The 24,329-nt window shown below is 67.7% G+C and carries 20 protein-coding genes; 16 read left to right on the forward strand and 4 right to left on the reverse strand.

The features are described from left to right. The first annotated feature begins 109 nt into the window (after positions 1-109). The 5 genes from lgt (at position 110) to KU884_RS15630 (ending at position 5,017) form a co-directional block, all read left to right on the forward strand. Complete coding sequence (gene lgt / locus KU884_RS15610; protein ID WP_167783487.1) at positions 110-898, forward strand: prolipoprotein diacylglyceryl transferase; 789 nt, start codon at positions 110-112, stop codon at positions 896-898. Positions 899-910: 12 nt separating this feature from the next. Continuing rightward, positions 911-1,705 (forward strand): thymidylate synthase, encoded by a 795-nt coding sequence (locus KU884_RS15615; RefSeq protein ID WP_167783488.1) that lies wholly within the window; start codon positions 911-913, stop codon positions 1,703-1,705. A gap of 432 nt (positions 1,706-2,137) precedes the next feature. Then, on the forward strand, positions 2,138-2,623 hold the full coding sequence (folA, locus tag KU884_RS15620; RefSeq protein WP_167783489.1) for a type 3 dihydrofolate reductase: 486 nt from the start codon (positions 2,138-2,140) through the stop codon (positions 2,621-2,623). Between the two features lie 91 nt (positions 2,624-2,714). Next, positions 2,715-3,584: a MerR family transcriptional regulator gene (locus tag KU884_RS15625; protein ID WP_256368069.1), complete on the forward strand. Its 870-nt coding sequence runs from the start codon at positions 2,715-2,717 to the stop codon at positions 3,582-3,584. Beyond that, positions 3,581-5,017 (forward strand): deoxyribodipyrimidine photo-lyase, encoded by a 1,437-nt coding sequence (locus KU884_RS15630; protein ID WP_167783490.1) that lies wholly within the window; start codon positions 3,581-3,583, stop codon positions 5,015-5,017. Before KU884_RS15625 ends, KU884_RS15630 begins: the two co-directional genes overlap by 4 nt. A gap of 269 nt (positions 5,018-5,286) precedes the next feature. On the opposite strand, the gene KU884_RS15635 is transcribed toward KU884_RS15630, so the two are convergent. Further along, positions 5,287-8,907: a hydantoinase B/oxoprolinase family protein gene (locus KU884_RS15635; protein WP_217351386.1), complete on the reverse strand. Its 3,621-nt coding sequence runs from the start codon at positions 8,905-8,907 to the stop codon at positions 5,287-5,289. A 241-nt stretch (positions 8,908-9,148) separates the two neighbouring features. On the opposite strand from KU884_RS15635, the gene KU884_RS15640 reads away from it, so the two are divergent. The 8 genes from KU884_RS15640 to KU884_RS15675 all read left to right on the forward strand — a co-directional run bounded on the left by KU884_RS15640 (position 9,149) and on the right by KU884_RS15675 (position 18,494). Beyond that, positions 9,149-12,922, forward strand: coding sequence for a DUF1631 family protein (locus KU884_RS15640; RefSeq protein ID WP_167783491.1), 3,774 nt, complete (start codon positions 9,149-9,151; stop codon positions 12,920-12,922). 70 nt (positions 12,923-12,992) lie between these two features. Continuing rightward, positions 12,993-13,550 carry a GTP cyclohydrolase I FolE gene (gene folE, locus KU884_RS15645; RefSeq protein ID WP_167783492.1) on the forward strand — a complete coding sequence of 186 codons (558 nt, stop codon included), beginning with the start codon at positions 12,993-12,995 and terminating at the stop codon, positions 13,548-13,550. A gap of 8 nt (positions 13,551-13,558) precedes the next feature. Further along, complete coding sequence (gene folX, locus KU884_RS15650; RefSeq protein WP_167783493.1) at positions 13,559-13,963, forward strand: dihydroneopterin triphosphate 2'-epimerase; 405 nt, start codon at positions 13,559-13,561, stop codon at positions 13,961-13,963. 2 nt (positions 13,964-13,965) lie between these two features. Further along, on the forward strand, positions 13,966-14,424 hold the full coding sequence (locus KU884_RS15655) for a DUF3429 domain-containing protein (RefSeq protein WP_167783494.1): 459 nt from the start codon (positions 13,966-13,968) through the stop codon (positions 14,422-14,424). Positions 14,425-14,625: 201 nt separating this feature from the next. Beyond that, positions 14,626-15,102, forward strand: a complete 477-nt coding sequence (locus KU884_RS15660) for a phasin family protein (RefSeq protein WP_167783495.1) — start codon at positions 14,626-14,628, stop codon at positions 15,100-15,102. A gap of 141 nt (positions 15,103-15,243) precedes the next feature. Then, positions 15,244-17,010, forward strand: coding sequence for a potassium/proton antiporter (locus KU884_RS15665; protein WP_167783496.1), 1,767 nt, complete (start codon positions 15,244-15,246; stop codon positions 17,008-17,010). Between the two features lie 61 nt (positions 17,011-17,071). Next, positions 17,072-17,626, forward strand: coding sequence for a DUF2058 domain-containing protein (locus tag KU884_RS15670; protein ID WP_167783497.1), 555 nt, complete (start codon positions 17,072-17,074; stop codon positions 17,624-17,626). A gap of 1 nt (position 17,627) precedes the next feature. After that, positions 17,628-18,494 carry an ATP-binding protein gene (locus tag KU884_RS15675; RefSeq protein WP_167783498.1) on the forward strand — a complete coding sequence of 289 codons (867 nt, stop codon included), beginning with the start codon at positions 17,628-17,630 and terminating at the stop codon, positions 18,492-18,494. Between the two features lie 362 nt (positions 18,495-18,856). Here KU884_RS15675 and KU884_RS15680 read toward each other — a convergent pair whose 3' ends face one another. Continuing rightward, complete coding sequence (locus KU884_RS15680; protein ID WP_167783499.1) at positions 18,857-19,378, reverse strand: DUF5943 domain-containing protein; 522 nt, start codon at positions 19,376-19,378, stop codon at positions 18,857-18,859. A gap of 300 nt (positions 19,379-19,678) precedes the next feature. On the opposite strand from KU884_RS15680, the gene KU884_RS15685 reads away from it, so the two are divergent. The 3 genes from KU884_RS15685 (at position 19,679) to KU884_RS15695 (ending at position 22,340) form a co-directional block, all read left to right on the forward strand. Then, positions 19,679-20,602 carry a methylenetetrahydrofolate reductase gene (locus KU884_RS15685; protein ID WP_167783500.1) on the forward strand — a complete coding sequence of 308 codons (924 nt, stop codon included), beginning with the start codon at positions 19,679-19,681 and terminating at the stop codon, positions 20,600-20,602. Between the two features lie 273 nt (positions 20,603-20,875). Further along, positions 20,876-21,736: a crotonase/enoyl-CoA hydratase family protein gene (locus tag KU884_RS15690; protein ID WP_167783501.1), complete on the forward strand. Its 861-nt coding sequence runs from the start codon at positions 20,876-20,878 to the stop codon at positions 21,734-21,736. A gap of 13 nt (positions 21,737-21,749) precedes the next feature. Further along, the gene (locus KU884_RS15695) at positions 21,750-22,340 is read left to right on the forward strand and encodes a TetR/AcrR family transcriptional regulator (RefSeq protein ID WP_167783502.1); all 591 of its coding nucleotides are present in this window, start codon (positions 21,750-21,752) and stop codon (positions 22,338-22,340) included. A 218-nt stretch (positions 22,341-22,558) separates the two neighbouring features. On the opposite strand, the gene pgeF is transcribed toward KU884_RS15695, so the two are convergent. After that, the gene (pgeF, locus tag KU884_RS15700) at positions 22,559-23,293 is read right to left on the reverse strand and encodes a peptidoglycan editing factor PgeF (RefSeq protein ID WP_167783503.1); all 735 of its coding nucleotides are present in this window, start codon (positions 23,291-23,293) and stop codon (positions 22,559-22,561) included. Next, positions 23,290-24,255 (reverse strand): 23S rRNA pseudouridine(1911/1915/1917) synthase RluD, encoded by a 966-nt coding sequence (rluD, locus tag KU884_RS15705; RefSeq protein WP_167783504.1) that lies wholly within the window; start codon positions 24,253-24,255, stop codon positions 23,290-23,292. Before rluD ends, pgeF begins: the two co-directional genes overlap by 4 nt. Positions 24,256-24,329 lie beyond the last annotated feature (74 nt).

A 24,329-nucleotide genomic window follows, 5' to 3' on the forward strand; every position in this document is an offset into this window, starting at 1 on the left:
CCCCGGAAAGCCGGCACGAAGCCGGACTCCTCGACCCGGCGGCCCCGGATAACGGCGCAAACGCCAAGATGGCTGGATCATTGAAGACACTCAGGTAAGATCATCACCCATGTTGACCTACCCCGACATCGACCCGGTCGCCATCCAGCTCGGGCCCATCGCCCTGCACTGGTATGGCCTGATGTACCTCATCGGCTTCGGCGCCGCCTGGCTTCTCGGACGCTGGCGCGCCGCGCGCGACGACAGCCCCATCCGCCCGCAGCAGATGGAAGACGTCCTCGTCTTCGGCGCCATCGGCGCCATCCTCGGCGGGCGTATCGGCTACGTCATCTTCTACGAACCGGCCCTGCTCACCGTCGACCCGCTGGCCATCATCCGCATCTGGGAAGGCGGCATGAGCTTCCACGGCGGCTTCCTGGGCGTGCTGGCGGCGCTGTGGCTGTTCGGCAAACGCACCGGCTGCGGCTTCTTCCGCCTGACCGATTTCGCCGCACCGCTGGTGCCCATCGGCCTCGGCGCCGGGCGTATCGGCAACTTCATCAACGGCGAACTCTGGGGGCGGGTGAGCGAGGCCCCCTGGGCCATGGTCTACCCGCCCATGGGCCCCGACCCGCGCCACCCCAGCCAGCTCTACCAGTTCCTGCTGGAAGGCGTGGTGCTGTTCATCGCCCTGTGGCTGTTCACCCGCAAGCCGCGCCCCACCATGGCCGCCTCCGGGCTGTTCCTGGTGCTCTATGGCGGCTTCCGGTTCATCGTCGAGTTCGTGCGTCTGCCTGATGAACAACTCGGCTACCTGGCCTTCGACTGGCTCACCATGGGGCAGGTCCTGTCGACACCGATGATCCTGCTCGGTGCCGCGCTGATGGTCCTGGCCTACCGCCGCCCGGCGGCCAACTGAACGGAGCGCGCCATGCGGCAGTATCTCGACCTCATGCGCCATGTCCGCGACCACGGCCACCGCAAGGACGACCGCACAGGCACCGGCACCCTGTCCGTGTTCGGCCACCAGATGCGCTTCGACCTGACTGATGGCTTCCCGCTGGTGACCACCAAGAAAATCCACCTGAAATCGGTGATCCACGAGCTCCTGTGGTTCCTCAGCGGTGACAGCAACATCGCCTATCTCAAGCGCCACGGCGTGAGCATCTGGGATGAGTGGGCGGACGAGAACGGCGACCTGGGCCCGGTCTACGGCGTACAGTGGCGCTCCTGGCCCACGCCCGACGGCGAGCGCATCGACCAGATCAGCCGCCTGCTGGAGCAGATCCGCCGCAACCCGGACTCCCGGCGACTCATGGTGACCGCCTGGAACCCCGCGGAAGTGGACGACATGGCCCTGCCGCCCTGCCATGCCCTGTTCCAGTTCTACGTCGCCGACGGCCGCCTGAGCTGTCAGCTCTACCAGCGCAGCGCGGACATCTTCCTGGGGGTACCGTTCAACATCGCCTCCTACGCACTGCTGACCCTGATGATCGCCCAGGTCACCGGCCTGCGCCCCGGCGAGTTCATCCACACCCTGGGCGACGCGCACCTGTACCTGAATCACCTGGAGCAGGCGGACAGGCAACTGCAGCGCACGCCGCACCCGCTGCCCACCATGCACCTGAACCCGGCGGTGGACGATCTGTTCGCGTTCACCTTTGATGATTTCACGCTGGAGGGCTACGACCCGGAGCCGCACATCAAGGCGCCGGTGGCGGTGTGATCGCCGGCACAAGACCCGGATCGAAGGTGACGGCATCGGAGAACAGGCACAGGTTTCGGGCGGGTGATCCGGTCACGGACCGTCTGCGGCCAGGACGGCCGCAGTCGAGCCTACATGGACGTATTCACGGCGTGTCCGTGACCGGATTACCCGCCCGAAACCCACTTGCAGGCCCGAGAGGTCCAGGGGGGCACGGCACACAGCCCCGTTGTTTATCTAGACGCGCGTCCGGATTCGTGCCCTGAAAAGACACTTCGGCATCCTTCACCGGGTGTCGATCGGGTACGCCGGTCATGGACACGCCGCAAGTACGTCCATGTAGGCTCGACTCCAGCCATCCATGGCTGGAGACGGTCCATGACCGGCGCACCCGATCGACACCGTGCCCCTTGTTGAGGCCGACCCACGCACACAGCTGAGCGGATATTCACCATGATCTCACTCATCGCCGCCCTCACCCCCGACCACGTCATCGGCCGCGACAACGACCTTCCCTGGCGCATTCCCGACGACCTGCGCCACTTCAAGCGCACCACCCGCGGCAAGCCGATCGTCATGGGCCGGAAGAACTACCTGTCCATCGGCCGCCCCCTGCCCGAGCGGCAGAACATCGTCATGACCCGCCAACCCGGGTTCCAGGCACCAGGCTGCGAGATCGTCGGCAGCGCCGAAGACGCACTGGCGGCGGCCGGCGACGCCGACGAGATCATGATCATCGGCGGCGCCGAGATCTACCGACTGTTCCTGCCCAGAGCGGACCGCCTCTACCTGACCTGGGTCCACGCCGGTATTGACGGCGACACCTTCTTCCCCGACATTGACGCCGAACAGTGGACCAGCATCCAGGACGAACACCAGCCGCCCGGCGAGGGTAGCCCCTACACCCTTCACTTCCAGACCCTGGAACGCTGTTACTGATTGCAAGCAATCGCAAACATACGGAATACGAACTGATACAATAACTATACAGGTTGATCGCGGCGGCACCCGCGCACAAGGAGTGACACAGTTGAGCAAGGGTCTCTATCCCATCCGCACCATCTCGGCCATGACCGGCGTCAACCCGGTAACGCTGCGAGCGTGGGAACGACGCTACGGGCTGATTCGCCCCCAACGCACGCCCAAGGGGCACAGGCTCTACACCGAGCGGGACATCGACCGCATCAAGCAGATCCTCGTGCTCATGGAGCGCGGCATTCCCATCAGCCAGGCCCGACAGGTGCTCGAGCAGGGCGAAGGCGGCGTGCAGACCGACGCCACAGCCGCCGCCGAACCGCATCAGGACGTCTGGAGCAACCACCTGGAGCGGATGAACACCGCCATCAGCGTCTTCGACGAACAGGCGCTGGACGACGTCTACGAAGAAGCACTGTCCCTGTTCCCGGCGAGTCAGGTGCAGCACCACCTCCTGGAGCCCTTGTACCGGCGCCACGCCGCCCGCTCCGGCAGCGCCACCGGCGCCTTCACCTGTGCCTGGTTGCGCACGGTGCTGGGGGTTCGCTTCCGTCACAGAGTCCGGCGCGCCTCGGGCCCACGTCTGATGCTGGCAACACCCTGGGGGTGCCATGACGACGTCGCCCTCATGCTGCTGGCCCTGGAGGCCATGGACCAGGGCTACCGCCCCCTGGTGCTCTGTGGCGTCGCCGGTAACTCCCTGACCAGCGCACTGCAGGACAGCGGCGCGGAAGCGCTGCTGCTCTGGAGCAGTAGCGACGACAACCTGGCGATTCCCGACGCACTTGACGTGCCTGTGTTCGTCGCCGGCGACGGCCAGGCCCTGGACGCCGACTCGACGGCCACCAGCGTCACCGGTGACAGCCGCGAGATTATCGGTGCACTGAACAGCCACTACAGTACCCCCGGACATGCCACCGCATGAGCGGGGCGATCATGTGGTTCCGGCGTGACCTGCGTCTCGCCGACAACCCGGCACTGATCGCCGCCGCAACCGCCGGCCCGGTGCTCCCGGTCTACCTCCACGCCCCCGCCGAAGAGGGCAGCTGGGCACCCGGAGCGGCCAGCCGCTGGTGGCTCCACCACAGCCTCGCCAACCTGCGGGACGCACTGGCCGCCCACAACCTGCCACTGCTGGTGCTGCGCACCGACGACAGCCTGACCACCCTGCGCGACCTGATCCGGCTCACCGGCGCGCGGCACGTGGCCTGGAATCGCCTCTACGAGCCCGCCGCCATCGCCCGGGACCGGCACATCAAGCAGGCTCTGCGCGACGATGACGTGGACGTGACCAGCCACAACGGCGCCCTGCTCTTCGAGCCCTGGGAGATCCGCAAGCAGGACGGCGGTCATTACAAGGCGTTCACGCCCTTCTGGCGTGCCCTGCGCCGGACTGGCGCACCCCGGCCGCAGCCAGTGCCCGCCATGTCGGCGCCCGCCGAGATCCCCGCCGGCGAGAGTATCGACGCCCTGAACCTGCTGCCATCCATCGCCTGGGACCGCGGCTTTTACGACTACTGGCAGCCGGGAGAACAGGGGGCAATGGACCGGCTGTCCCGTTTCCTCGATCAGCGCCTGCACGGTTACGACACCAACCGGGATTGGCCGGCCGTGGACGGCACCTCGGGGCTGTCGCCGCACCTGCATGCCGGTGATATCAGCCCGCGGCAAATCTACGCCGCCGTGGAGGAGCGCCTTGGCGACGGCAGCGCCCCCACGGACGATGCCGAAAGTTTTCTCAGCGAAATCGGCTGGCGGGAGTTCGCCCATCACCTGCTGTTCCATTACCCGGACATGCCCGAGGATCCCCTGGACACGCGCTTCCGCGCCTTCCCGTGGCGCGAACAGCCGGACGAACCACTACTGGCCTGGCAGACAGGGCGCACCGGGATTCCCATTGTCGACGCCGGCATGCGCGAGCTCTGGGCCACCGGCTGGATGCACAACCGCCTGCGCATGGTGGTGGGGTCACTGCTGACCAAGAACCTGCGCATTCCCTGGCAGCGGGGCGAGGCGTGGTTCTGGGACACGCTGGTGGACGCCGACCTCGCCAGCAACGGTATGGGCTGGCAGTGGATCCAGGGCTGCGGCGCCGACGCCGCGCCGTATTTCCGCATCTTCAATCCGGTACGCCAGGGGGAACGCTTCGATCCCGAGGGTGACTACGTGCGGCGCTGGGTGCCGGAGCTGGCAGGGCTGCCGGCGAAGCACATTCACGCGCCCTGGCAGGCGCCGGCGGGGGAGCTCAACCGCGCCGGGATTCGCCTCGGGCACGACTACCCGGAGCCGATCGTTGACCTGAAGGTCTCGCGGCAGCAGGCGCTGGAGGCGTACCAGGCGATCCGGCAGGGGCCGTAGGCCGGACGTCCACGTCCGCCTTCCCCGGGCCTGCACGCCAGGGCGGCCGGATCGACGCCTGCAATGGTGGACCTGAAGGTCCACCCTACACGGGCTTCGCGACGCACGACGCTCCCACGGAATCCGGAGCCGGGCTGTAGGCCGTAGGGCGGACCTTCAGGTCCGCCGAGCGAACTTCGATAGGCCGCCTCGGCTTGCATGTCTTGGTTCGGCGGACCTGAAGGTCCGCCCTACGGCCCTCTAAGGCCTGACCGCGGCTGGCGCCGCTCCTACGGGGTGCCGTAGCCGCCGCCGCCGGGGGTGCGGATCACGAACACGTCGTCGGTGTCCATCTCGGCCCGGTCGGTGCCGCCCAGCTCCTCGCGCCCGCCGCTGGCGCGCTCCACGAACTGCTCGCCGCAGGCGCCGTCACCGCCGCCTTGAATGCCCGCCGGTGCTTCCCTGCGGCTGTTGGCCAGCACCGCCACGGTCATGGGCTCAAGGAAGCGCAGGCGGCGCTCGACGCCGTCGCCGCCGCGCCACTGGCCGTCGCCACCGGCCCCGTGGCGCACGGCGAAGCCGTCAAGCCGCACCGGGAAGCGCGTCTCCAGCACCTCCGGATCGGTGAGCCGGCTGTTGGTCATGTGCACGTGCACGGCACTGGCGCCGTGGAAACCGTCACCGGCGCCGGCGCCGGCGCCGCCGCACAGGGTCTCGTAGTGCTGATGGGCATCGTTGCCGAAGGTGACGTTGTTCATGGTGCCCTGGCTGTTGGCCATCACCCCCAGGGCCGCATACAACGCGTCGGTGACCACCTGGCTCACCTCCACGTTGCCGGCCACCACGGCGGCCGGGTGGCGCGGGCTGAGCATGGAGCCGTCCGGAATCACCAGCTCGATGGGCGCCAGGCAGCCGTCGTTCAGCGGAATGGTGTCCTGGACCAGGGTCCGCAGCACGTACAGCACCGCCGCCCGGGTCACGGCGCGGGGCGCGTTGAAGTTGCTGTCCTGCTGGGGGCTGGAGCCGGTGAAATCCACCACCGCCGAGCGGCTGTCGCGGTCCACGCGGATGGTCACCCGCACCACGGCGCCGCTGTCCAGGCGCTTCTCCCAGGTGCCGTCAGCGAGCACGTCCAGCACCCGGCGCACCTGCTCGGCGGCGTTGGCCTGGACGTGGGCCATGTAGGCGTGCACCACGTCCAGGCCGTACTGGGTAACCAGCCCCCGGAGTTCATTGGCGCCGCGGTTGTTGGCGGCGATCTGCGCGCGCAGATCGCTGAGGTTCTGCTCGATATTGCGGGCGGGGTGCGGACCGCTGGCGAACAGATCCCGCAGGGCCTGCTCCTGCAGTTCGCCGGCGTCGAGCACCTGCACGTTGGTGATCAGCACGCCCTCGTCGTCGATGTGCCGGCTGTGGGGCGGCATGGAGCCGGGCGTGAGACCGCCCACATCGGCATGGTGCGCGCGGCTGGCGACGTAGAAGATGATCTCCCGGCCGGCGTCGTCGAACACCGGCGTGACCACGGTGATGTCCGGCAGGTGCGTGCCGCCCTGGTACGGGTCATTCAGCATGAACACGTCGCCGGGCTGCATGGTCCCCTGCCGGGCGGCGATGATGGCGCGCACGCTCTCGCCCATGGAACCCAGGTGCACCGGCACGTGGGGGGCATTGGCCACCAGACCGCCGTCGGCGTCGAACACGGCGCAGGAGAAGTCCAGCCGCTCCTTGATGTTGGCGGACTGGGCGGTGTTCTCGAGTGTGACGCCCATCTGCTCGGCGACGTTCATGAACAGGTTGTTGAACACCTCCAGCATCACCGGATCGGCTTCGGTGCCGACGCCGGGTGCCGCCGTGGCAGCATCGCGGTCCAGCAGCAAGTGGCCGTACGGGTTCACCCGCAACGACCAGCGCGGCTCCACCACAATGGTGGACACCGGATCGCGGATGATGGCCGGGCCGTCAATGCGATCGCCGGGGGCGAGGGTCTCCCGGTCGTAGACGGGCACGGTGCGCCGGGCACCCTCCATCCACGCCTCCACGTGCCCCAGGGTATCCAGGCGCTCTCCCGCAGCACGGGGCGACCGCTCCGGCTCACTGCTGAGCGCGCCATCGCCGCCGATGACCTCGATCACCGCGGCGGCGATCATCACCCGTTTGTCCGGCATGGTGAAGCCGAAGCGGATGCGGTGCATGGTTTCGAAATCCGCCCGCACCTCCTCGGCATTGCCGTGGTCTACCAGCAGGGCGGTATCGGTGCCCTCGTAGCGGAGCTGCAGCTTGTGCACGGCGTGGAGCCCGCCGGCCGGCGCGCCCTGGGCCAGCAGCTCTTCCCGGCCCTCCTGCTCGGCCTGTTCCAGGCGCGGCGCCAGCCGCTCCAGGGTGTCGGCCTGCAGCGGCTCGTCCACCGCCAGCTCCCGCATTGTGGTGAGATCCGCCAGGCCCATACCGTAGGCGGACAGCACCCCGGCGAACGGGTGGATCAGCACCCGCGCCATACCCAGGGCCTCGGCGACCCGGCAGGCGTGCTGGCCGCCGGCGCCGCCGAAGCAGTTCAGGGTGTAGCCGGTGACGTCGTGGCCACGCTGCACGGAGATCTGCTTGATGGCATTGGCCATGTTCTCCACGGCAATGCGCAGGTAGCCCTCGGCCACCTCCTCCGGGCTGCGGCGATCGCCGGTCTCGCGGTGGATGCGCTCGGTGAGCTCGCGGAAGGCCTCGCGGGTGACCTCGGCATCCAGCGGCTCGTCACCGTCCGGACCGAACACCCGCGGGAAGAACGCCGGCTGCAGCCGCCCGAGCATGACGTTGCAGTCGGTGACCGTGAGCGGCCCGCCACGGCGGTAACAGGCCGGCCCCGGGTCCGCCCCGGCGGACTCCGGGCCGACACGATAGCGGCTGCCGTCGAACCCGAGGCGCGAGCCGCCACCGGCGGCGACGGTGTGGATGCGCATCATGGGCACGCGCATGCGCACGCCGCCGATGACGGTCTCGAAACTGCGCTCGAACTCGCCGTTGTAATGGGCCACATCCGTGGACGTGCCGCCCATGTCGAAGCCGATGACCTGCTCGAAACCCGCCATGCGCGCGGTGCGCACGCAGCCGACAATGCCCCCGGCGGGGCCCGAGAGAATGGCATCCTTGCCCTCGAACCAGCGCGCGTCGGTGAGCCCGCCGTCGCTTTTCATGAACATCAGGCGCGTGTCGCCCAGCTCTGCCGCCACCTGTTCGGCGTAGCGCTTGAGGATGGGCGAGAGGTAGGCGTCCACCACCGTGGTGTCGCCCCGCCCCACCAGGCGCATGAGCGGGCTCACCCGGTGGGAGACGCTGACCTGCTCGAACCCCGCCTCCCGCGCAATCGCGGCCACCTGTTCCTCGTGGGCGGTGTACCGGTACCCGTGCATGAAGGCGATGGCACAGGCCGTGCAGCCGGCCTGTCGCGCCTCATCCAGGGCGGCACGCACCTGCTCCGGATCCGGTGCGGCAAGCACTGTACCGTCGGCGGCCGTGCGCTCGTCGACTTCCACGACCCGCCGGTAAAGCTGTTCGGGCAGGCGAATGTCCAGGGCGAAGATATCCGGACGGCTCTGGTAACCGATACGCAGGGCGTCGGCAAACCCCTGGGTGGTAACCAGCACGGTGGGCTCACCCTTGCGCTCCAGCAGGGCGTTGGTGGCCACGGTGGTGCCCATTTTCACCGATTCCAGCCGCTGCGCCGGCACGGGGTCGTCCGGTTGCAATCCCAGGAGGTCGCGGATGCCCTGCAGCGCCGCGTCCCGGTAGCGCTCCGGGTGCTCGGAGAGCACCTTGTGCATGACCATGGCGCCGTCCGGCCTGCGGCCGATCACGTCGGTGAACGTGCCGCCCCGATCGATCCAGAACTGCCAGCGATCCTCCTGCCCATGCTGCATCATTGGCGCCCCCGCACGTGGAACAACCCGGGATTGTACTACTGCTGGAGCGTGCCGCCGCACGCACACGGGCCTCGCGGTGACCACCACTGGCACTGAACAACCGGTTCACGTCCTATATACTCTGGCTCAGCAACGTAGATGCGGGGCTGCTGCCTGAACGGCGGCGGGCGGCGGGACAGGCAGGAGCGGTTGCAGCCCGGTAGTGGGAAGGAGGCCGACAGGGCTGCCAAGCGGAGGTGACATGGGTGCGGAAAAGCGGGCGTTCACACGGCACGAGGTGCGGTGGGACGCGGAAGTGCGTGACCCCGCCGGCGCGGCCCTGGCCATGGAGATCCGCGATTTCTGCGAGGGCGGCCTGTTCCTGGTCGCGGCGAGCCGCACCGCCGCAGCGAGCCTGAAGCAGATCATCAACCCCGGAAAAACGGTCATCCTGCACATGCGCGACCCCTTCAACGGTCGCGACCAGCGCGTGCGCGCCCGCGCCGCCCATGTCACCGCCACGGGACTGGGCCTGAGCTTCCACCAGCCGGCTCCGGCAATGGTCACCGGGCTGATGGCGGTCAGCGCCGGCCAGGTCAGCGCCGGCGATGACGATGCAGCCAACGAGCCAGCCCCCCTGGGCAACCGGGAACGCGAGGAGTTCCGGCGCATCCTCGGGGAGTGCCTGCCGCTGATCCAGGACTACCTGGGCCACAGCCTGGACACCTTCATTACCCAGGCGGAAGCCCGGTTGCTGACGGCCTCCGACAAGGCGACCACGCCCGCCGAGCAATCGGACTTCTTCAACGCCCGCAAGCGACTTCAGTCCCGTTCCCAGGAGCTGCGCAGTGCCTTTCTCGCCGACGCAGAAGCCGCCTGGAGGGAGCTCGGCCAGTTCGCCATTCCGGGAAACGACAGCCAGCAGGGGCAACTGGCACTGGTGGACGACGCCGACTTCGAGGACTGGCTGGCGCGCTCGGAGCTGATCACCCGTGCCGAGAGCCGCAGCAGGGCGCGCCTCCGGTTCCTGCACCGGCGCCTTTCCCGGGCGGCGGGGGTGCGCATCGAGGAAGAACGGAACCCGGTTTCCCCGGCCGCCCTCTGCTACTTCGTCAGTCGCCGCATGGACTCTCTGAAGCTCACGCTGCAGACGCGCAAGGTGGTCTATCAGGCGTTCGGCAAGACCGTGCTGCAGCAGAGCGGGGTGCTCTACGACACGCTCAACACCCGGCTGCGGGAGCGGAACGTGCTCCCGGACCTGGAGGAGGAGCGCCACACCATCACCAACGTCCGCAGCGAAGAACAGCGAACGGGTGACGCCCGAAGCGAGCAGAGCGACGGCAATGCAGCCACGGCCGCCACCACGCAGGACCGCCCCGGCGGTGCCGGTTTCGGCTCGCTGATGGACAGTGTGCGCTCGCTGTTCCAGCGCCAGCGGAGCAAGGGTTCCGGTATGGACGCGAGCCCGGGAGCGGAGACCGAGGCGTCCGCCCCCCGGGCCGCGGGCCCGGCACCGAGTCGGGAGGCCATGATCGAGGCAGCGGCGACCATCCAGCCACCGGCTGCCGACCAGGCAGGCATGCGCGAACAGGTGGAAAGCCGGCTACGGGAGGCCGGCGCGCCGGCCCTGGACGCCGCCACCGCCGAGTCCGTGGACCTGCTGGAGACCTGGATCACCGGCGTTCAGCGAACCGGCGATCAGGCGGACCAGCTGCGCACCTGGGTCAATGCCCTGGCACCTGCGGCGCTGCGCCTGGAACTCAACGACGGCAGCTTCCTCTCGCGGCGGGATCACGGCCTGCACCGACTCATCGACCAGCTGGACCGGGCCGCTGACATTCTGGGCTCGCTGGACGAGAGCCAACGGCAAGCCATGCGCGGGGCCATCGACGAGATCCTGGCCACGGTGAACCGGGACGCCGACGAGCCCGACACCCTGGTGGAAGCCTGTGATTCCCTGGCCAAACTCACTGACAACCCGCAGCGACGGGTCAGCGCCAACGTCGAGAGGCTGCGGGAACGCTATGAGGGCTCGGAGCGCCTGGATGAGGCGCGCCGCCAGGTCCAGGACAACCTCGCGGCGCAGCTCGGCGGCAGCCGGATTCCGGAGCCCGTGCAGAACCTCCTGGACAGCGGCTGGCAGCACCACCTGGTGCTGACCTACCTGCGCGATGGCAAGGAGGGCGACACCTGGGAACGCGGCCTGCGCGCCGTGGACCTGCTGGTTCGCGCCCTGGGCGGTCAGGATGGCAGACGCCACGGCATGAAACAGCCACAGCGGCTGCTGGAATACCTGCGCCACCACCTGGACCGCCTCGGCCGTCCCTCCCGGGACAGCGGCCACGCCGTGGACGGGCTGGCGTACTGGGTCACCGGCGATGGACGCGACAGCGTGCCGCCGCAGTCCGAACCGCTGACCCCGCAACAGCATCCCGAAGTCCCCGATCTTCCGGACGAATGGCTGGGGCAGGCAAAGCTCCTCACCCCGGGGGCCTGGGTGATTTTCCGTGACGAGCAGGGCCTGCCCAAGCCGCGGCGGCTGGCGTGGACGGATCGCCGCCGATCCCGCTTCGTGTTCGTCGACGAAGGCGGCCGCAAAGCCGAGGATCTCGGCCTCGAGGCGCTGGCCCATGCGTTCGGCGAGGGGCGTGCCACCACCGCCAGCAACCTGGACCTGCCCGCCACCGAGCGACGCTGGCAGGAGATGCTGGAAGGGCTCAACCGCCAGCTCGTGCACCAGGCGACCCACGATGATCTCACCGGGCTGCTGAACCGGCGCACCTTCGAACGGCGCATCCGCCACGTGCTGGAGCACGCCCGGGGCCGCAAGGTGAACCACGCCACCGCCTGCCTTTTCTCCCTGGACGACTTCAAACTGGTCAACAATACCCTGGGACACCGCGGTGGCGACGAAATACTGCGCCAGCTTGGTCAGCGACTCCAGGACGCCCTGCCTGCGCAGGGCGTGGTGGCACGCACGGGGGGAGACGAATTCGCCGTGCTCATGCGCGGGGTCGAGGGCGAGGCCGGCGAGGCCTTCGCCGAGGAGCAACGGCATGCCATCCGCGACTGGCGGCCGCAGGTGGACGGCCACGGCACCAGCCTGAGTGTCAGCGTCGGCGTGCTCACCTTCTCGCCGGAGACCCACGGCGTCAGCGACGTGCTGCGGGATCTGGAGAACGCCTGCACCACCGCCCGTGAGCAGGGTGGCAACCGCTGCCACGTCACCGACGCGCAGGATCTGGAAGCAGCCGACCTGCGCAGCAATGTCGAGCAGGTTGCCCGCGTGGACCGGGCGCTGGAGTCGCAACGCCTGGAGCTTTCCTGCCAGCGCATCGAGCCGCTGACCCGGGGCCGCGCGCCCCTCTACGAGGTGCTCATCGCCAGTGCCGGCGACCCGCAGAACACCATCCGGCCACAGGAATTCATCCCCGCCGCTGAGCGCTTCGGCCGCATGCCGGCGGTGGATCGCTGGGTCATCCGCGAGACCTTTGCCTGGTGCGCCGCCAACCCCGGACGGCTGGACGAGGTGGACGCGCTGTGCATCAACCTCTCCGCCCAGACCCTGGCGGACGTGGACTTTGCCCAGTGGTTGCGGCAAACGCTGCAGACCCACCGGGTGCAGGCCAGCAAGATCTGTTTCGAGCTCACCGAGACGGCGGCCACAGCCAACCTCGGGCTGACCGCGGACCTGCTGCTGGCGCTGAAGGATCTGGGCTGCCGCTTCGCGCTGGACGATTTCGGCGGCGGGCTGTCATCCTATACGGATCTGAAGAATCTGCCTGCCGACATCCTCAAGATCGATGGCGCGTTCATTCGCGACATGGACCGCAATGCGGCGGATCGCAACGTGGTGCAATCGGTCCACGATCTGGCCCACCACCTGGGCAAACTCACCGTGGCGGAATTCGTGGAGACAGAGGACGTCTATCAGCAGGCCCGGGAACTGGGGCTGGACTACGTACAGGGGTACCACGTGGAGCGCCCCTGCCCTCTGGATGAACTGGGACTGCAGCGGCTGGACCTTCCGGTGTAGTTTTTGGTTTACATAAACTATACATTTGTTGTACAAGATTCCCGACGCAGCGGACGGGCCGGAGAACCCCATGAATCTCGACGACATGACCGATTCCTTTGACCGCATCATCCGCGCCGTGGGCGAGGATGTCTCGCGGGACGGTCTGCAGAAGACCCCGGCGCGGGCCGCCCAGGCTTTCGCCTACCTCACCGAGGGCTACAACCAGAACCTGGAAGAACTGGTCAACGGCGCCATCTTCCCGTCGGACAACGACGAGATGGTCATCGTCCGGGACATCGAGTTCTACTCGCTGTGCGAGCACCACCTGCTGCCGTTCATCGGCAGCGCCAATGTGGCCTACATTCCCGATGGCAAGGTCATCGGCCTGTCCAAGATCGCCCGCATCATCGACATGTTCGCCCGGCGCTTCCAGATCCAGGAGAACATGACCAAGGAGATCGCCGACGCCGTCATGAGCGTGACCAACGCCAAGGGCGTGGCCGTGAACCTGAACGCCCGCCACATGTGCATGATGATGCGCGGCGTCGGCAAGCAGAACTCCAGCATGACCACCTCGGTGATGCTGGGCACGTTCCGGGAATCGCAATCCACCCGCAACGAGTTCCTGCAGCTCATCAAGAGCTAGGAGAAGCCATGAGTGTGGCCGAAGAGGTGCTGGAGCCGGGTCCGGCCCGGGTCGAGAGTTCGCGCATCCGCATCAAGAACCTGCGCCTGCGCACCTTCGTGGGGCTGAACGAGGAAGAGCAGCAGAAACGCCAGGACGTGGTGATCAACATCACCATCGATTACGACGCCCTGCGCGCGGCCGCCTCCGATTCCCCGGACGACGCGCTGAACTACCGTACCATCACCAAACAGGTGATCGAGCTGGTGGAGGACAACCGCTTCCTGCTGCTGGAGAAACTGGTACATGACGTCATCAAGCTGGTGCTCGGACACCAGGCCGTGGACAGCGTCCAGGTGGAAGTGGACAAGCCCCACGCGCTGCGCTTCGCCGATTCCGTCTCGCTGACCATGGCCGCCAGCCGCCGGGAATGACGTTGAGCGAACGCGCCGGCGACCATCTGGACTCCCGCACCCGGCGAATTGCCACCGGTCTCGGCCTGGCCGGTGCACTGCCGTTCGTTGCCCTGGCCATGCTGCTCTGGTGGCAGAGCGACGGCAACCACGCGCTGGCACTCGCCGCACTCACCGGTTACGGCGCCGTCATCCTCTCCTTTCTTGGTGGCATCCACTGGGGGCTGGCGCTGCGCGACCCGCAGGGCGATGGACGCATGTTTGCCATCAGCGTGGTGCCGTCGCTGCTGGGCTGGGTCGCGGTCCTGCTGCCGGCGATCCCCGGGCTGGCCCTGCTGGCCGCCGGCTTTGTCGGGCAGATGGCGCTGGACTGGCGCCTGGCCCTCGCCCCCTGGTTCGGGTGGCTGCGCATGCTGCTGACCGCCATCGTCGTGGTCAGCCTGCTCACCGGCGTGGCCGCACTGACAGTGCCCTCCGTCTGATCCCAGCGCCCCCTCCCGGACGGACGCCGGGCGGTGATGGGCTCCCGGAGCCGGTAACAGCGTCACCTCCAGCACTGCCCGACCAAAATTCCAAGTAATTGAGATACAACATTTTTATTCCCTTGCGGAGACGCTGTTATTGAACTATGCTGCAGCGCAGAAAGAGAAGGACTCTTTCACCCAGACGCGAGGAGATGGACCATGTACACAGAGATGTTCGAGAAGACCAGCAGCCAGATGGCACAGGCACTGAATCCCGTCCGCGAGGCCCAGGGCAAGGTGCTGGATCACTTCGCCAAGGTCGCCGATTTCCAGATGGAAGCCATGAAGCACTACTCCGAGCTGAGCCTCGGCACCCTGCGCGCCATGGCGGAGATCAAGGATCCCCAGAGCCTGCAGGCCTACGTCAGCAAGCAGACCGAGGTCACCAAGTCGCTGGGTGAGCAGCTCACCACCGACATCAATCAGCTGGTGAAGATCAACCGCGGCTTCGCCGAAGATATGCAGAAGCTCACCCAGAAGAGCGTGACCACTGCCAGCGAGCAGGCGAAGCAGGCAGCCAAGGAAGTCACTGACCAGGCCACCAACGTGGCCACCCGCACCACCACGGACGACCCGGCCAGCAACGCGAGCAGCAGCAGCGGCTCGGCGAAGAAGCAGCGCGCCACCAGCAACTGACTGTCAGCCGGACTATGTCCCGCCAACGCCCGCCCTTCGGCGGGCGTTTCTGTGTTAGCCCGGCCTCGCGGCACGCCTCTTGCTTCGTCTGTATAATGCGGGGCTGACACATGTTTCGACGCGGGCATTCGGGGGACGCGCTTGGACCTTACCCACCAGATCATCCTCTTCGGCGGGCTGCTGTTTATTGCCAGCATCCTGGCGAGCGTGATCTCCAGTCGTATCGGTGCACCACTGCTGCTGGTGTTCCTGATCATCGGCATGCTCATGGGCGAGGAAGGCCCGGGCGGGCTGGTGTTCGACGACTTCCAGACAGCCCACCTGATTGGCAGCCTGGCGCTGGCCGTGATCCTGTTCGACGGCGGTCTGCGCACCCGGGTCGCCAGCTTCCGGGTCGGTCTGCGCCCCGCCGTGGTGCTGGCCACGGTGGGCGTGGTGCTGACCGTGACCATCACCGGGCTGATCACGGCGTGGGTGTTCGAGCTGCCGCTGCTGGTGGCACTGCTCATCGGCGCCATCGTCGGCTCCACGGACGCCGCGGCGGTGTTCTACCTGCTCCACGCCCACGGGCTGGAACTCAAGGAGCGCATCGGCGCGACGCTGGAGATCGAATCCGGCAGCAACGACCCCATGGCCATCTTCCTCACGGTGGCCTTCATCGAGCTGATCCTCGGCCAGCATGAGAGCATCGGCCTGGGCCTGGCCCTGGAGTTCGCCCAGCAGATGGGCCTGGGTGCCGCCATCGGCCTGGCCGGTGGCTTCGCGCTGGCCTACGGTGTCAACCGGGTACCGCTGACCCCCGGCCTGTACCCGCTGCTGGCCATCTCCGGGGCGCTGGTGGTGTTCGGCCTGTCGTCGGTGCTCGGCGGCAGCGGCTTTCTCGCCGTGTACCTGGCAGGCATTGTCCTCGGCAATCGGCGCATCCAGAGTTCCCAGAACATCCGCCGCTTCCACGACGGCATGGCGTGGCTGGCACAGATCATCATGTTCCTGATGCTGGGGCTGCTGATCACCCCGTCGCACCTCATCGACGTCGCCCCCCAGGCGCTGGTTGTCTTTGCGGTGCTGCTGCTGGTGGCACGACCGGTGGCGGTGTTCATCTCGCTGCTGCCGTTCCGCTTCCCGCTGAAGGAGCAGGCATTCATCGGCTGGGTGGGTCTGCGGGGTGCGGTGCCCATCCTGCTTGGTCTATTCCCGTTCATCGCCGGCGTCGAGGATGCCGGCGCCTACTTCAACATCGCCTTCTTCGTGGTGCTGCTGTCCCTGGTGCTGCAGGGGTGGACGGTGGCGCCCATTGCCCGCTGGATGGAACTGGACGTGCCACCGCGCTCGCGGGTGGTGCACCGGCTGGAGCTGGACCTGCCGGGGCAGCCGGAGTACGAGCTGGTGGGCTACCATCTCACCTCGGACAGTCCGGCCCTGTACAAGCTGGTACGGCGGCTGCGGATGCCCCAGGACAGCCAGGTGGTGGCGCTGATTCGCGGCGGCCGGCTGATGCCGGAGTTCCACGACGAAATCCTGCGCGCGGAGGATTACCTGTACGTGCTGGCACCCCCCGAATCCCTGCCCTCGGTGGACCGCGTCCTGGTGGCGCCCCACGGGCCGGCGCGTCTGGAAGAGCACGCCTTCTTCGGCGACTTCGTGCTCAACGGCGACACGCCCCTGGCGGCGCTGTCCAGTGCCTACGGCGTCACCATTCCGGACCAGACGCACGCGCAGGAGACCCTCGGACAGTACCTGCTGCGGCTGTTCAAGCAGCGCGCCGTGGTGGGCGACCGGGTCAAGCTCAACAACATGGAGTTCGTGGTCCGCGACATGGAGGGTGGCCGCATCACCAAGGTGGGCCTGAAGATCAACCGCGGCGGCAGCGGCCGTGGCGGGGGCAAGGAGAAGGCTCCGGAGGCCTGACAATCCTTGCTGAAAGGTTCACTATCATGGCAATTCAACTGCGAAAACACGGGACCGGGTAATGAGCAACTCCCTGCGCGACCAGCTCCTGAAAACGGGGCTGGCGGACGAGAAAAAGGCCAAGCAGGCGGACAAGGAAAAGCGCGCCCAGCGCAAGCAGCACAAGGCCAAGGGCAGGAAGGGCCAGGCCGATCCGCAGGCGGCAGAGCGCCAACAGGAGGTCGTGCGCGCCCGCCAGGAAAAGGCCGAACGGGACCGCGCGCTGAACCAGCAGCGGGAGGCGGACAAGCAGAAGAAGTCCGCCGCCGCGCAGGTGGAAGACCTGCTGCGCGACCATGCCGTGTCCACCCGCGACGGCACCATTGCGTTCCATTTCACCAAGGACGGCAAGGTGCGCAAGATCGAGGTCACCAAGGAGCAGCAGAAAAAGCTCAGTGCCGGCGCACTGGGCATCGTCGAGCGCAAGGGCCGCTTCCACGTGGTGCCGGCGGACGTGGTGCCGCGCCTGCAGGAGAGGGAGCCATCGCTGTTCGTGGCGCTGGTCACCGCGGCGCAGAGTGACGAGGATGACGCGCTCTACGAGGAGTTCCCGATCCCCGACGACCTGGACTGGTGACATGAGCCAGCTGGACCGACTCCTGCAGCGTGCCGAACGCCTGCTGGACCGGGTGGAGCCCCTGCTGCCACCGGCGCAGGCGGAACCGGCCTGGGAGACAGCGATTGCGTTCCACTGGCGCCGCCGGTTGGGCGCGGGCTTCCTGGCCCCGGTCGCCGAGCCCCATGCCGTGGACATGGACGCACTGCGCAATGTGGACCGGCAGAAGGCGCTGCTGGAGCGCAACACCCGCCAGTTTGTTGCCGGCCTGCCCGCCAACAACGCCCTGCTCTGGGGCTCCCGGGGAACCGGCAAGTCCTCCCTGATCAAGGCGCTGCTTCACGCCCATGCCAGCGACGGCCTGCGCCTGGTGGAGATGGACAAGGCCGATCTGGTGGACCTCCCCGACCTGGCAGGACTGCTCCGCCACCGGCCGGAGCGGTTCATCGTCTTCTGCGACGACCTCTCCTTCGAGGCCGACGACCCCAGCTACAAGGCCCTCAAGGCCATGCTGGACGGCTCCGTGAGCGTGGCCCCGGACAACGTCCTGATCTACGCTACTTCCAATCGCCGCCACCTGATGCCGGAGTACCTGACAGAGAACGAGGAGGCGCGCAACGTGGACGGCGAGATCCACCACGGCGAAGCGGTGGAGGAGAAGATTTCGCTGTCGGAGCGCTTTGGTCTGTGGGTGTCATTCCACCCCTTCGACCAGGATGCCTACCTGACCATCGTGCAGAGCTGGCTGGAGCGCTTCGGCGTCCGCGACGCGCTGGAGGACGTGCGGGAAGACGCCCTGCGCTTCGCCCTCGAGCGGGGCTCCCGCAGCGGCCGCGTGGCCTGGCAGTTCGCCCGCGACTGGGCCGGACGGCGCGGCCTGGAATCGTAGAGCGGCCTGTCGCGCGGACCGCGGGGCGAACCTCATCGAATGGTAGGGCGGATCGTAGGGCGGACCTTCAGGTCCGCCGTTGCCAGACATGCAAGCCAAGGTGGCTCATCAAGGTCTGATCGGCGGACCTGAAGGTCCGCCCTACGTGGGCTGGGCCGGCCGCCGCGGCCTGGAATCACAGGGGTTCCGTGGGATCGTAGGCCCCCGTGGGAGCGGCTTCAGCCGCGATTCATTGCAGAGCCGCGGCCGGTTCAACGGTGCATCAAGATGCACCCTACGAAAACCGGCACGGCTCCCGGCCGGGGCACCCGTAGGGTGCATCTTGATGCACCGCCAACGGCTGCCGATCAAAGCGCCCCACCTCAATCGTCGTCGCAGATCACCGACGGACGCACCACGAATTCGCACGCCTCCGCCCCCGCGGCGGCGCACTGACGCTCCTCGGCTATGGCGGCCAGATCGGGATCGTCGCAAGCCCAGTTCATGGCCCCTTCCAGCCAGGCCACGAAGGTCCGGCAACTGTGCTCCGGCCGGGTCGCGGCGGCGGCGAACGGTGAATTGTAGACGCGCACGGCGGCGCCGCAGTCCGACGGCCGGCAGTAAATCACCTCGAAACGGCCCCAGCCACGCCGGGACAGGCTGTCAAGGTAGCGTGCGACGATGGTCGCCGGCTCCGCCGGGCTCCGGCTGGCCTCCTGGCGGCACCACTCCGCCGCCGACCGGCGGGCGGCCGACTGCCAGGCGGCCTCGGCAACGCCGCCGGTGGCCGCGCCCTGCAACCGGGCCATCTCCTCCCGCGGCAACATCAACACCGCCATGCCGTCCAGCATGCACTCGCCGGTCCCCGGATCGCGTTGCACCGACTCACTGTTCACCATCGCCATCGCTGCCTCCCGGGATTGCTGTCTGCACTCCGTGGATGCGGCCTTAACCGGCCACTCCTCGAACCTACAGTAGTGGAAGCGTGACGACGGGGCGCTGCCCGGCAGCGACGCCGGCTTGCTCGTCTGCGACAGCAGGCACGACCTCCGCTTTCCCGGCGGCGACTCCGGCCTCCCCGCTGGCGCGCACACGCAACTCGCCGTCGCCCGGAGAGCCTCCACGGCGCCTGCCGGGGGCTACTCTCGCCCGTGCAAACCGGCCTCCACGGGTTCGGTGCAACGGGATAGCCAGAGGGTACGACCATGGGGCAGACGGCAACAGCAACACACCAGGACACACTGCGGGGCTGCGACGCCGTGGCCCGCCCGCGCTACGAGCTCATTCCCATCAGCGGCATGATGGAGCAGGCGCGCACGCTGCCCACTGGTGCGACCATCACGGTGACCTGCTCACCCAAGCACGGCATCGGGACCACGCTGGACGCCGCCGAAACCCTTGCCACTGAGGGCTACGATGCCGTACCCCATGTGGCTGCGCGCCTGATCCGTGATCATGGCGAGCTGCGCGAGATCCTCGATCGCCTCTCTGGGGCGGGCTTGCGGGAGGCCTTCATCGTCGGCGGCGATGCCGCCGAGGCGGCGGGGCCGTTCAGAGGCGGCCTGGAACTGCTCCGTGCCATTCACGACAGCGGACGACGCCCTCCACGCATCGGCGTGCCGGGGTACCCGGAACCCCACGCCAGCATCCCCGGGAAAGAGATGCAGGCGGCGTTCCTGGCCAAGGGCGCCCTGGCCGACTATGCCGTCACGCAGATCTGTTTCGATGCCAACGCCATCCTGGGCTGGCTGGGCCAGCAGCGCGAGTTGGGCATGGATCTGCCGGTGTACGTGGGCCTGCCCGGGGTGATCGATCGCACCCGGCTTCTGGGCCTGGCGGTGCGCATCGGCCTCGGCGCCTCCACCCGGGTGCTGCGCCGCCAGGGGGGCCTGGCGTCCCGGCTTTTCGGCAGCAGCGTCTACCAGCCGGACGATCTGGTGCGGACGCTGGCACCCACCTTCGACACACCGCAGGCACCCGGGCTGGCCGGCTTCCACGTCAACACCTTCAATCAGGTTGAAGCCACCCGGCGCTGGATGGAGGAGACCGCCGAGGAACTGCGCCAGTGGTCCGCACCGCGTCCGGAGAAAACGGCGGAGCTGACCGGGGCGATAGAGGGCACGTACTAGGACGTAGGGTGGACCGTAGGGCGGACCTTCAGGTCCGCCGAGCTGGCTTTGATGAGCCATCCTGGCTTGAATATCTGGAAACGGCGGACCTGAAGGTCCGCCCTACAAGTCGACGCTCCGCCGTACGGGTCCGCCCTACACGCCCGTTGTACGAATCCGGGGCAACGCGAGAGCTGGAAATCTGAAATAACGGTGTTATATTGATGGAGGATTCACGCGTAACCAGCGCCGCCATGGTTACGACATGATCGACAACAGGGAGCCTCATCAGCCATGCCCCGCGTTCTCTACGAAAAAGACGGCCGCATCGCCCGCATCACCCTGAACCGCCCGGACGTGCTCAACGCCATTGACGATGAACTCCCCCGGGAGCTCGCCGACGCGGTGGCCCGGGCCAATGGCGACCGCGACGTGCATGTGATCATGCTCGCCGGTGCGGGCCGCGCCTTCTGTGCCGGCTACGACCTTGCGTACTACGCCGAGGCCAACGGGACCGGCAACATCACCCAGGACATGCCCTGGGATCCCATGCAGGACTACCAGTTCATGAAGGGCAACACGGAGCTGTTCATGAGCCTTTGGCGCTCCTACCGGCCGGTGATCTGCAAGATTCACGGCTTTGCCGTGGCCGGCGGATCCGACATTGCGCTGTGTTCCGACATCGTGCTCATGGAAGACACCGCCGAGATCGGCTACATGCCCACCCGCGTCTGGGGCTGCCCCACCACCGCCATGTGGGTCTACCGCCTGGGCGCCGAGCGGGCCAAGCGCATGCTGCTCACCGGGGATCGCATCACCGGCAGCGAGGCGGAACGGCTCGGACTCATTTACCGTGCCGTTCCATCGGCTACACTGGACGCGGAAGCCGAGGCGCTGGCCGAGCGCATGGTGACCATCCCCATCAATCAGTTGATGATGCAGAAGCTGGTCATCAACCAGGCCTACGAGAACATGGGCCTGGAGACCACGCAGATGATGGCCACGGTCTTCGACGGCATCACCCGGCATTCGCCGGAGGGGATCAACTTCAAACGCCGGGCTGAAGAGGTCGGCTGGAAACAGGCCGTACAGGAACGCGATCAGGGATGTTATGACTGGACCAAAAACCAACCATTCAATCACGACCCCCGGTAGCGCCGGGGATACGATGGACAGCGCCGGGCGCCGGTACGCCGATACGCCGCCGGAGGACAAGCGCCAGTCCATTGTCGAAGCAGCCGCGCGGGTCTTCGAGGCGCGGGGGCTTGCAGGCGCATCCATGCGCCTGATTGCCCGCGAGGCGGGCTGCACCACCGGGGCGATTTACCCGCACTTCGGCGGCAAGGAATCGCTGTACGCAGAAGTGCTGGCGCAATCGCTCCATGCGCTCTACGCCAGCATCCGGCAGGCGATCCACGAGGCCAGCACCGAGGACAAGGGCCGCGCCGGTCTGCGGGCGTTCTACGACTACTACCGTGACCACCCCCTGGAACTCAGCCTCGGGCTGTACCTCTTCCAGGGGGCACGGCCGGTGGGACTGACCCGCGATCTCAACCACAGCCTCAACCGCAGCCTGCAGTCCGTTTACCGCATCATGACCGATGCCCTGCGCACCAGCGGCCATGAGCAACCGGAAATGCGCTGCATGGGCGGCGTGGCGCAAGCGGTGGGCGTGCTAATCCTGAACCAGACCGGACGCATGAAAGTCCTGGGACGGGAGCCGGACGAGCAGATGGCATTCTACCTGCGGGACCTGTGACGGCGGCGGATTCATTGACCAGGGTCGGTCAACGGTGCATCAAGATGCACCCTACGAAAACCGGCACTACCCGTTCCCGTCCGTAGGGCGGACCTTCAGGTCCGCCAACCGGGCTCCGACGCGCCTCCTTGGCTTGCATGTCTTCTCACGGCGGACCTGAAGGTCCGCCCTACAAGAGCTCTACAGGAGCTCATTGCGGTTAGCGGGGCCTGGGCGGCCTACTCCAGCCAGATCACGGTGCCCATCCGCCCGGTCTCGCCGTCACGGCGGAAGGAGAAGAACCGTTCGCGGTCGGTGTGGGTGCAGAAGCCGCCGCCGTGGATGTGGTCAACGCCATGTGCCTGCAGGCGCCGCGTCGCGAGTTGGTAGAGATCGGCGTACCAGTGCCCGGGGCGGCCCTGGCGGAAGGCCTCCGTGGCGCCACGGTCCATGTCCAGGAACGCCGCGCGGACCTCGTCACCCACTTCGAAACAGCGGGGGCCGATGGCCGGTCCCAGCCAGGCGATGACGTCCTTGCCGGGCACCGCCAGCGCATCCAGGGTCGCCTCCAGCACACCGCCGGCCAGACCCCGCCAGCCGGCGTGCGCCGCGGCAACACGGGTGCCCTGGCGATCACAGAACAGGACCGGCAGACAATCGGCAGTGAGAATCCCGCAGGGCAGGCTGCGACGGTCCGTCCACACGGCGTCCGCTTCGGGTGCCGGCTCGGCGTCGTGGGCGGCCACCACGCGGGTGCCGTGGACCTGCTGCAGCCACACCACGTCGCCCGGCAGGCCGGCGGCCTCCACCAGATAGCGGTGATTGTGGGCCACGGCATCCGGGTCATCGCCGGTACGGCGCCCGAGGTTGAGGCTGCTGTAAGGCGGCTCGCTGAAGCCGTGCAGCCGCGTGGTGGAGATACTGCGCACGGCCAGGGGGGCCGGCCAGTCCGGATGAATCCAGGCGCTGTTCATTGGGTCATGCGCTCATCGTGGGCACGTAGTACGTCCAGGACATGGTCCATGTCGGCGGGCCGGGGCACCTCCCAGGCCATGCGCTCCTCGGTGCGTGGATGCTGCAGCACCAGCTTCGCCGCGTGCAAGGCCTGCCGCCCCAGGCCCGCCAGCGCCTCACGCACCGTATCGTCGGCACCCCGAGGCAACCGCGGGCGCAAACCGTAGACGGGATCGCCGACCAGGGGATGCTGCGAGTAAGCCATGTGCACGCGGATCTGATGTGTGCGCCCCGTCTCGAGGAACACCCGCAACAGGGTGTGCGCGCTGAAGCGCTCCAGCAGCCGGTAGTGGGTCACCGCCGGACGACCGTTCGCCACCACCGCCATGCGCTTACGATCCCGGGGGTGACGGGCAATGGGCTCGTTGATGGTGCCGCCGGCGGTGAAGGTGCCGGCCACCAGCGCCTCGTACTCGCGGCCCACGGTCTTGTCCTGCAGCTGGTTGGTGAGCGCCGTGTGCGCCTTGTCGGACAGCGCCACTACCATGAGCCCGGTGGTGCCCTTGTCGATGCGGTGCACGATCCCGCAGCGCGGGATGCGCTCCAGGTGCGGATGCCGGTGCAGCAGTGCATTCTGCATGGTGCCGTCAGCGTTCCCCGCGCCCGGGTGCACCACCAGGCCGGCGGGCTTGTTCACCACCAGCAGGTCCTCGTCCTCGTACACCACATCCAGGCTGATGGGCTCGGGGGCCAGGTCCTGGAACTCCGGTGCCGGCGTTGCCGATACGCGCACCTGCTCACCACCACTGATGCGATCGCGTCCGCGCCGGGCCTGCCCGTCCACGGTCACCGCGCCCTCCTTCAGCCACTGCTGCAGGCGGCTGCGGGAGTAATCCGGAAACAGATCCGCCAGGGCGCGGTCCAGGCGTGTGCCGGCGGCGGTTTCCGGAATGGTGCCTTGCAGTTCCAGGGATTCGGTCATGGGAACTCTGATCGGTGGTCCAACACTAAGGAAAACAGGCGAGGCAGTAATGCCGCCTGCCGCGCATGCGCCAA

Source organism: Aquisalimonas sp. 2447 (assembly GCF_012044895.1).
In the GTDB taxonomy this organism is placed as follows: Bacteria; Pseudomonadota; Gammaproteobacteria; order Nitrococcales; family Aquisalimonadaceae; genus Aquisalimonas.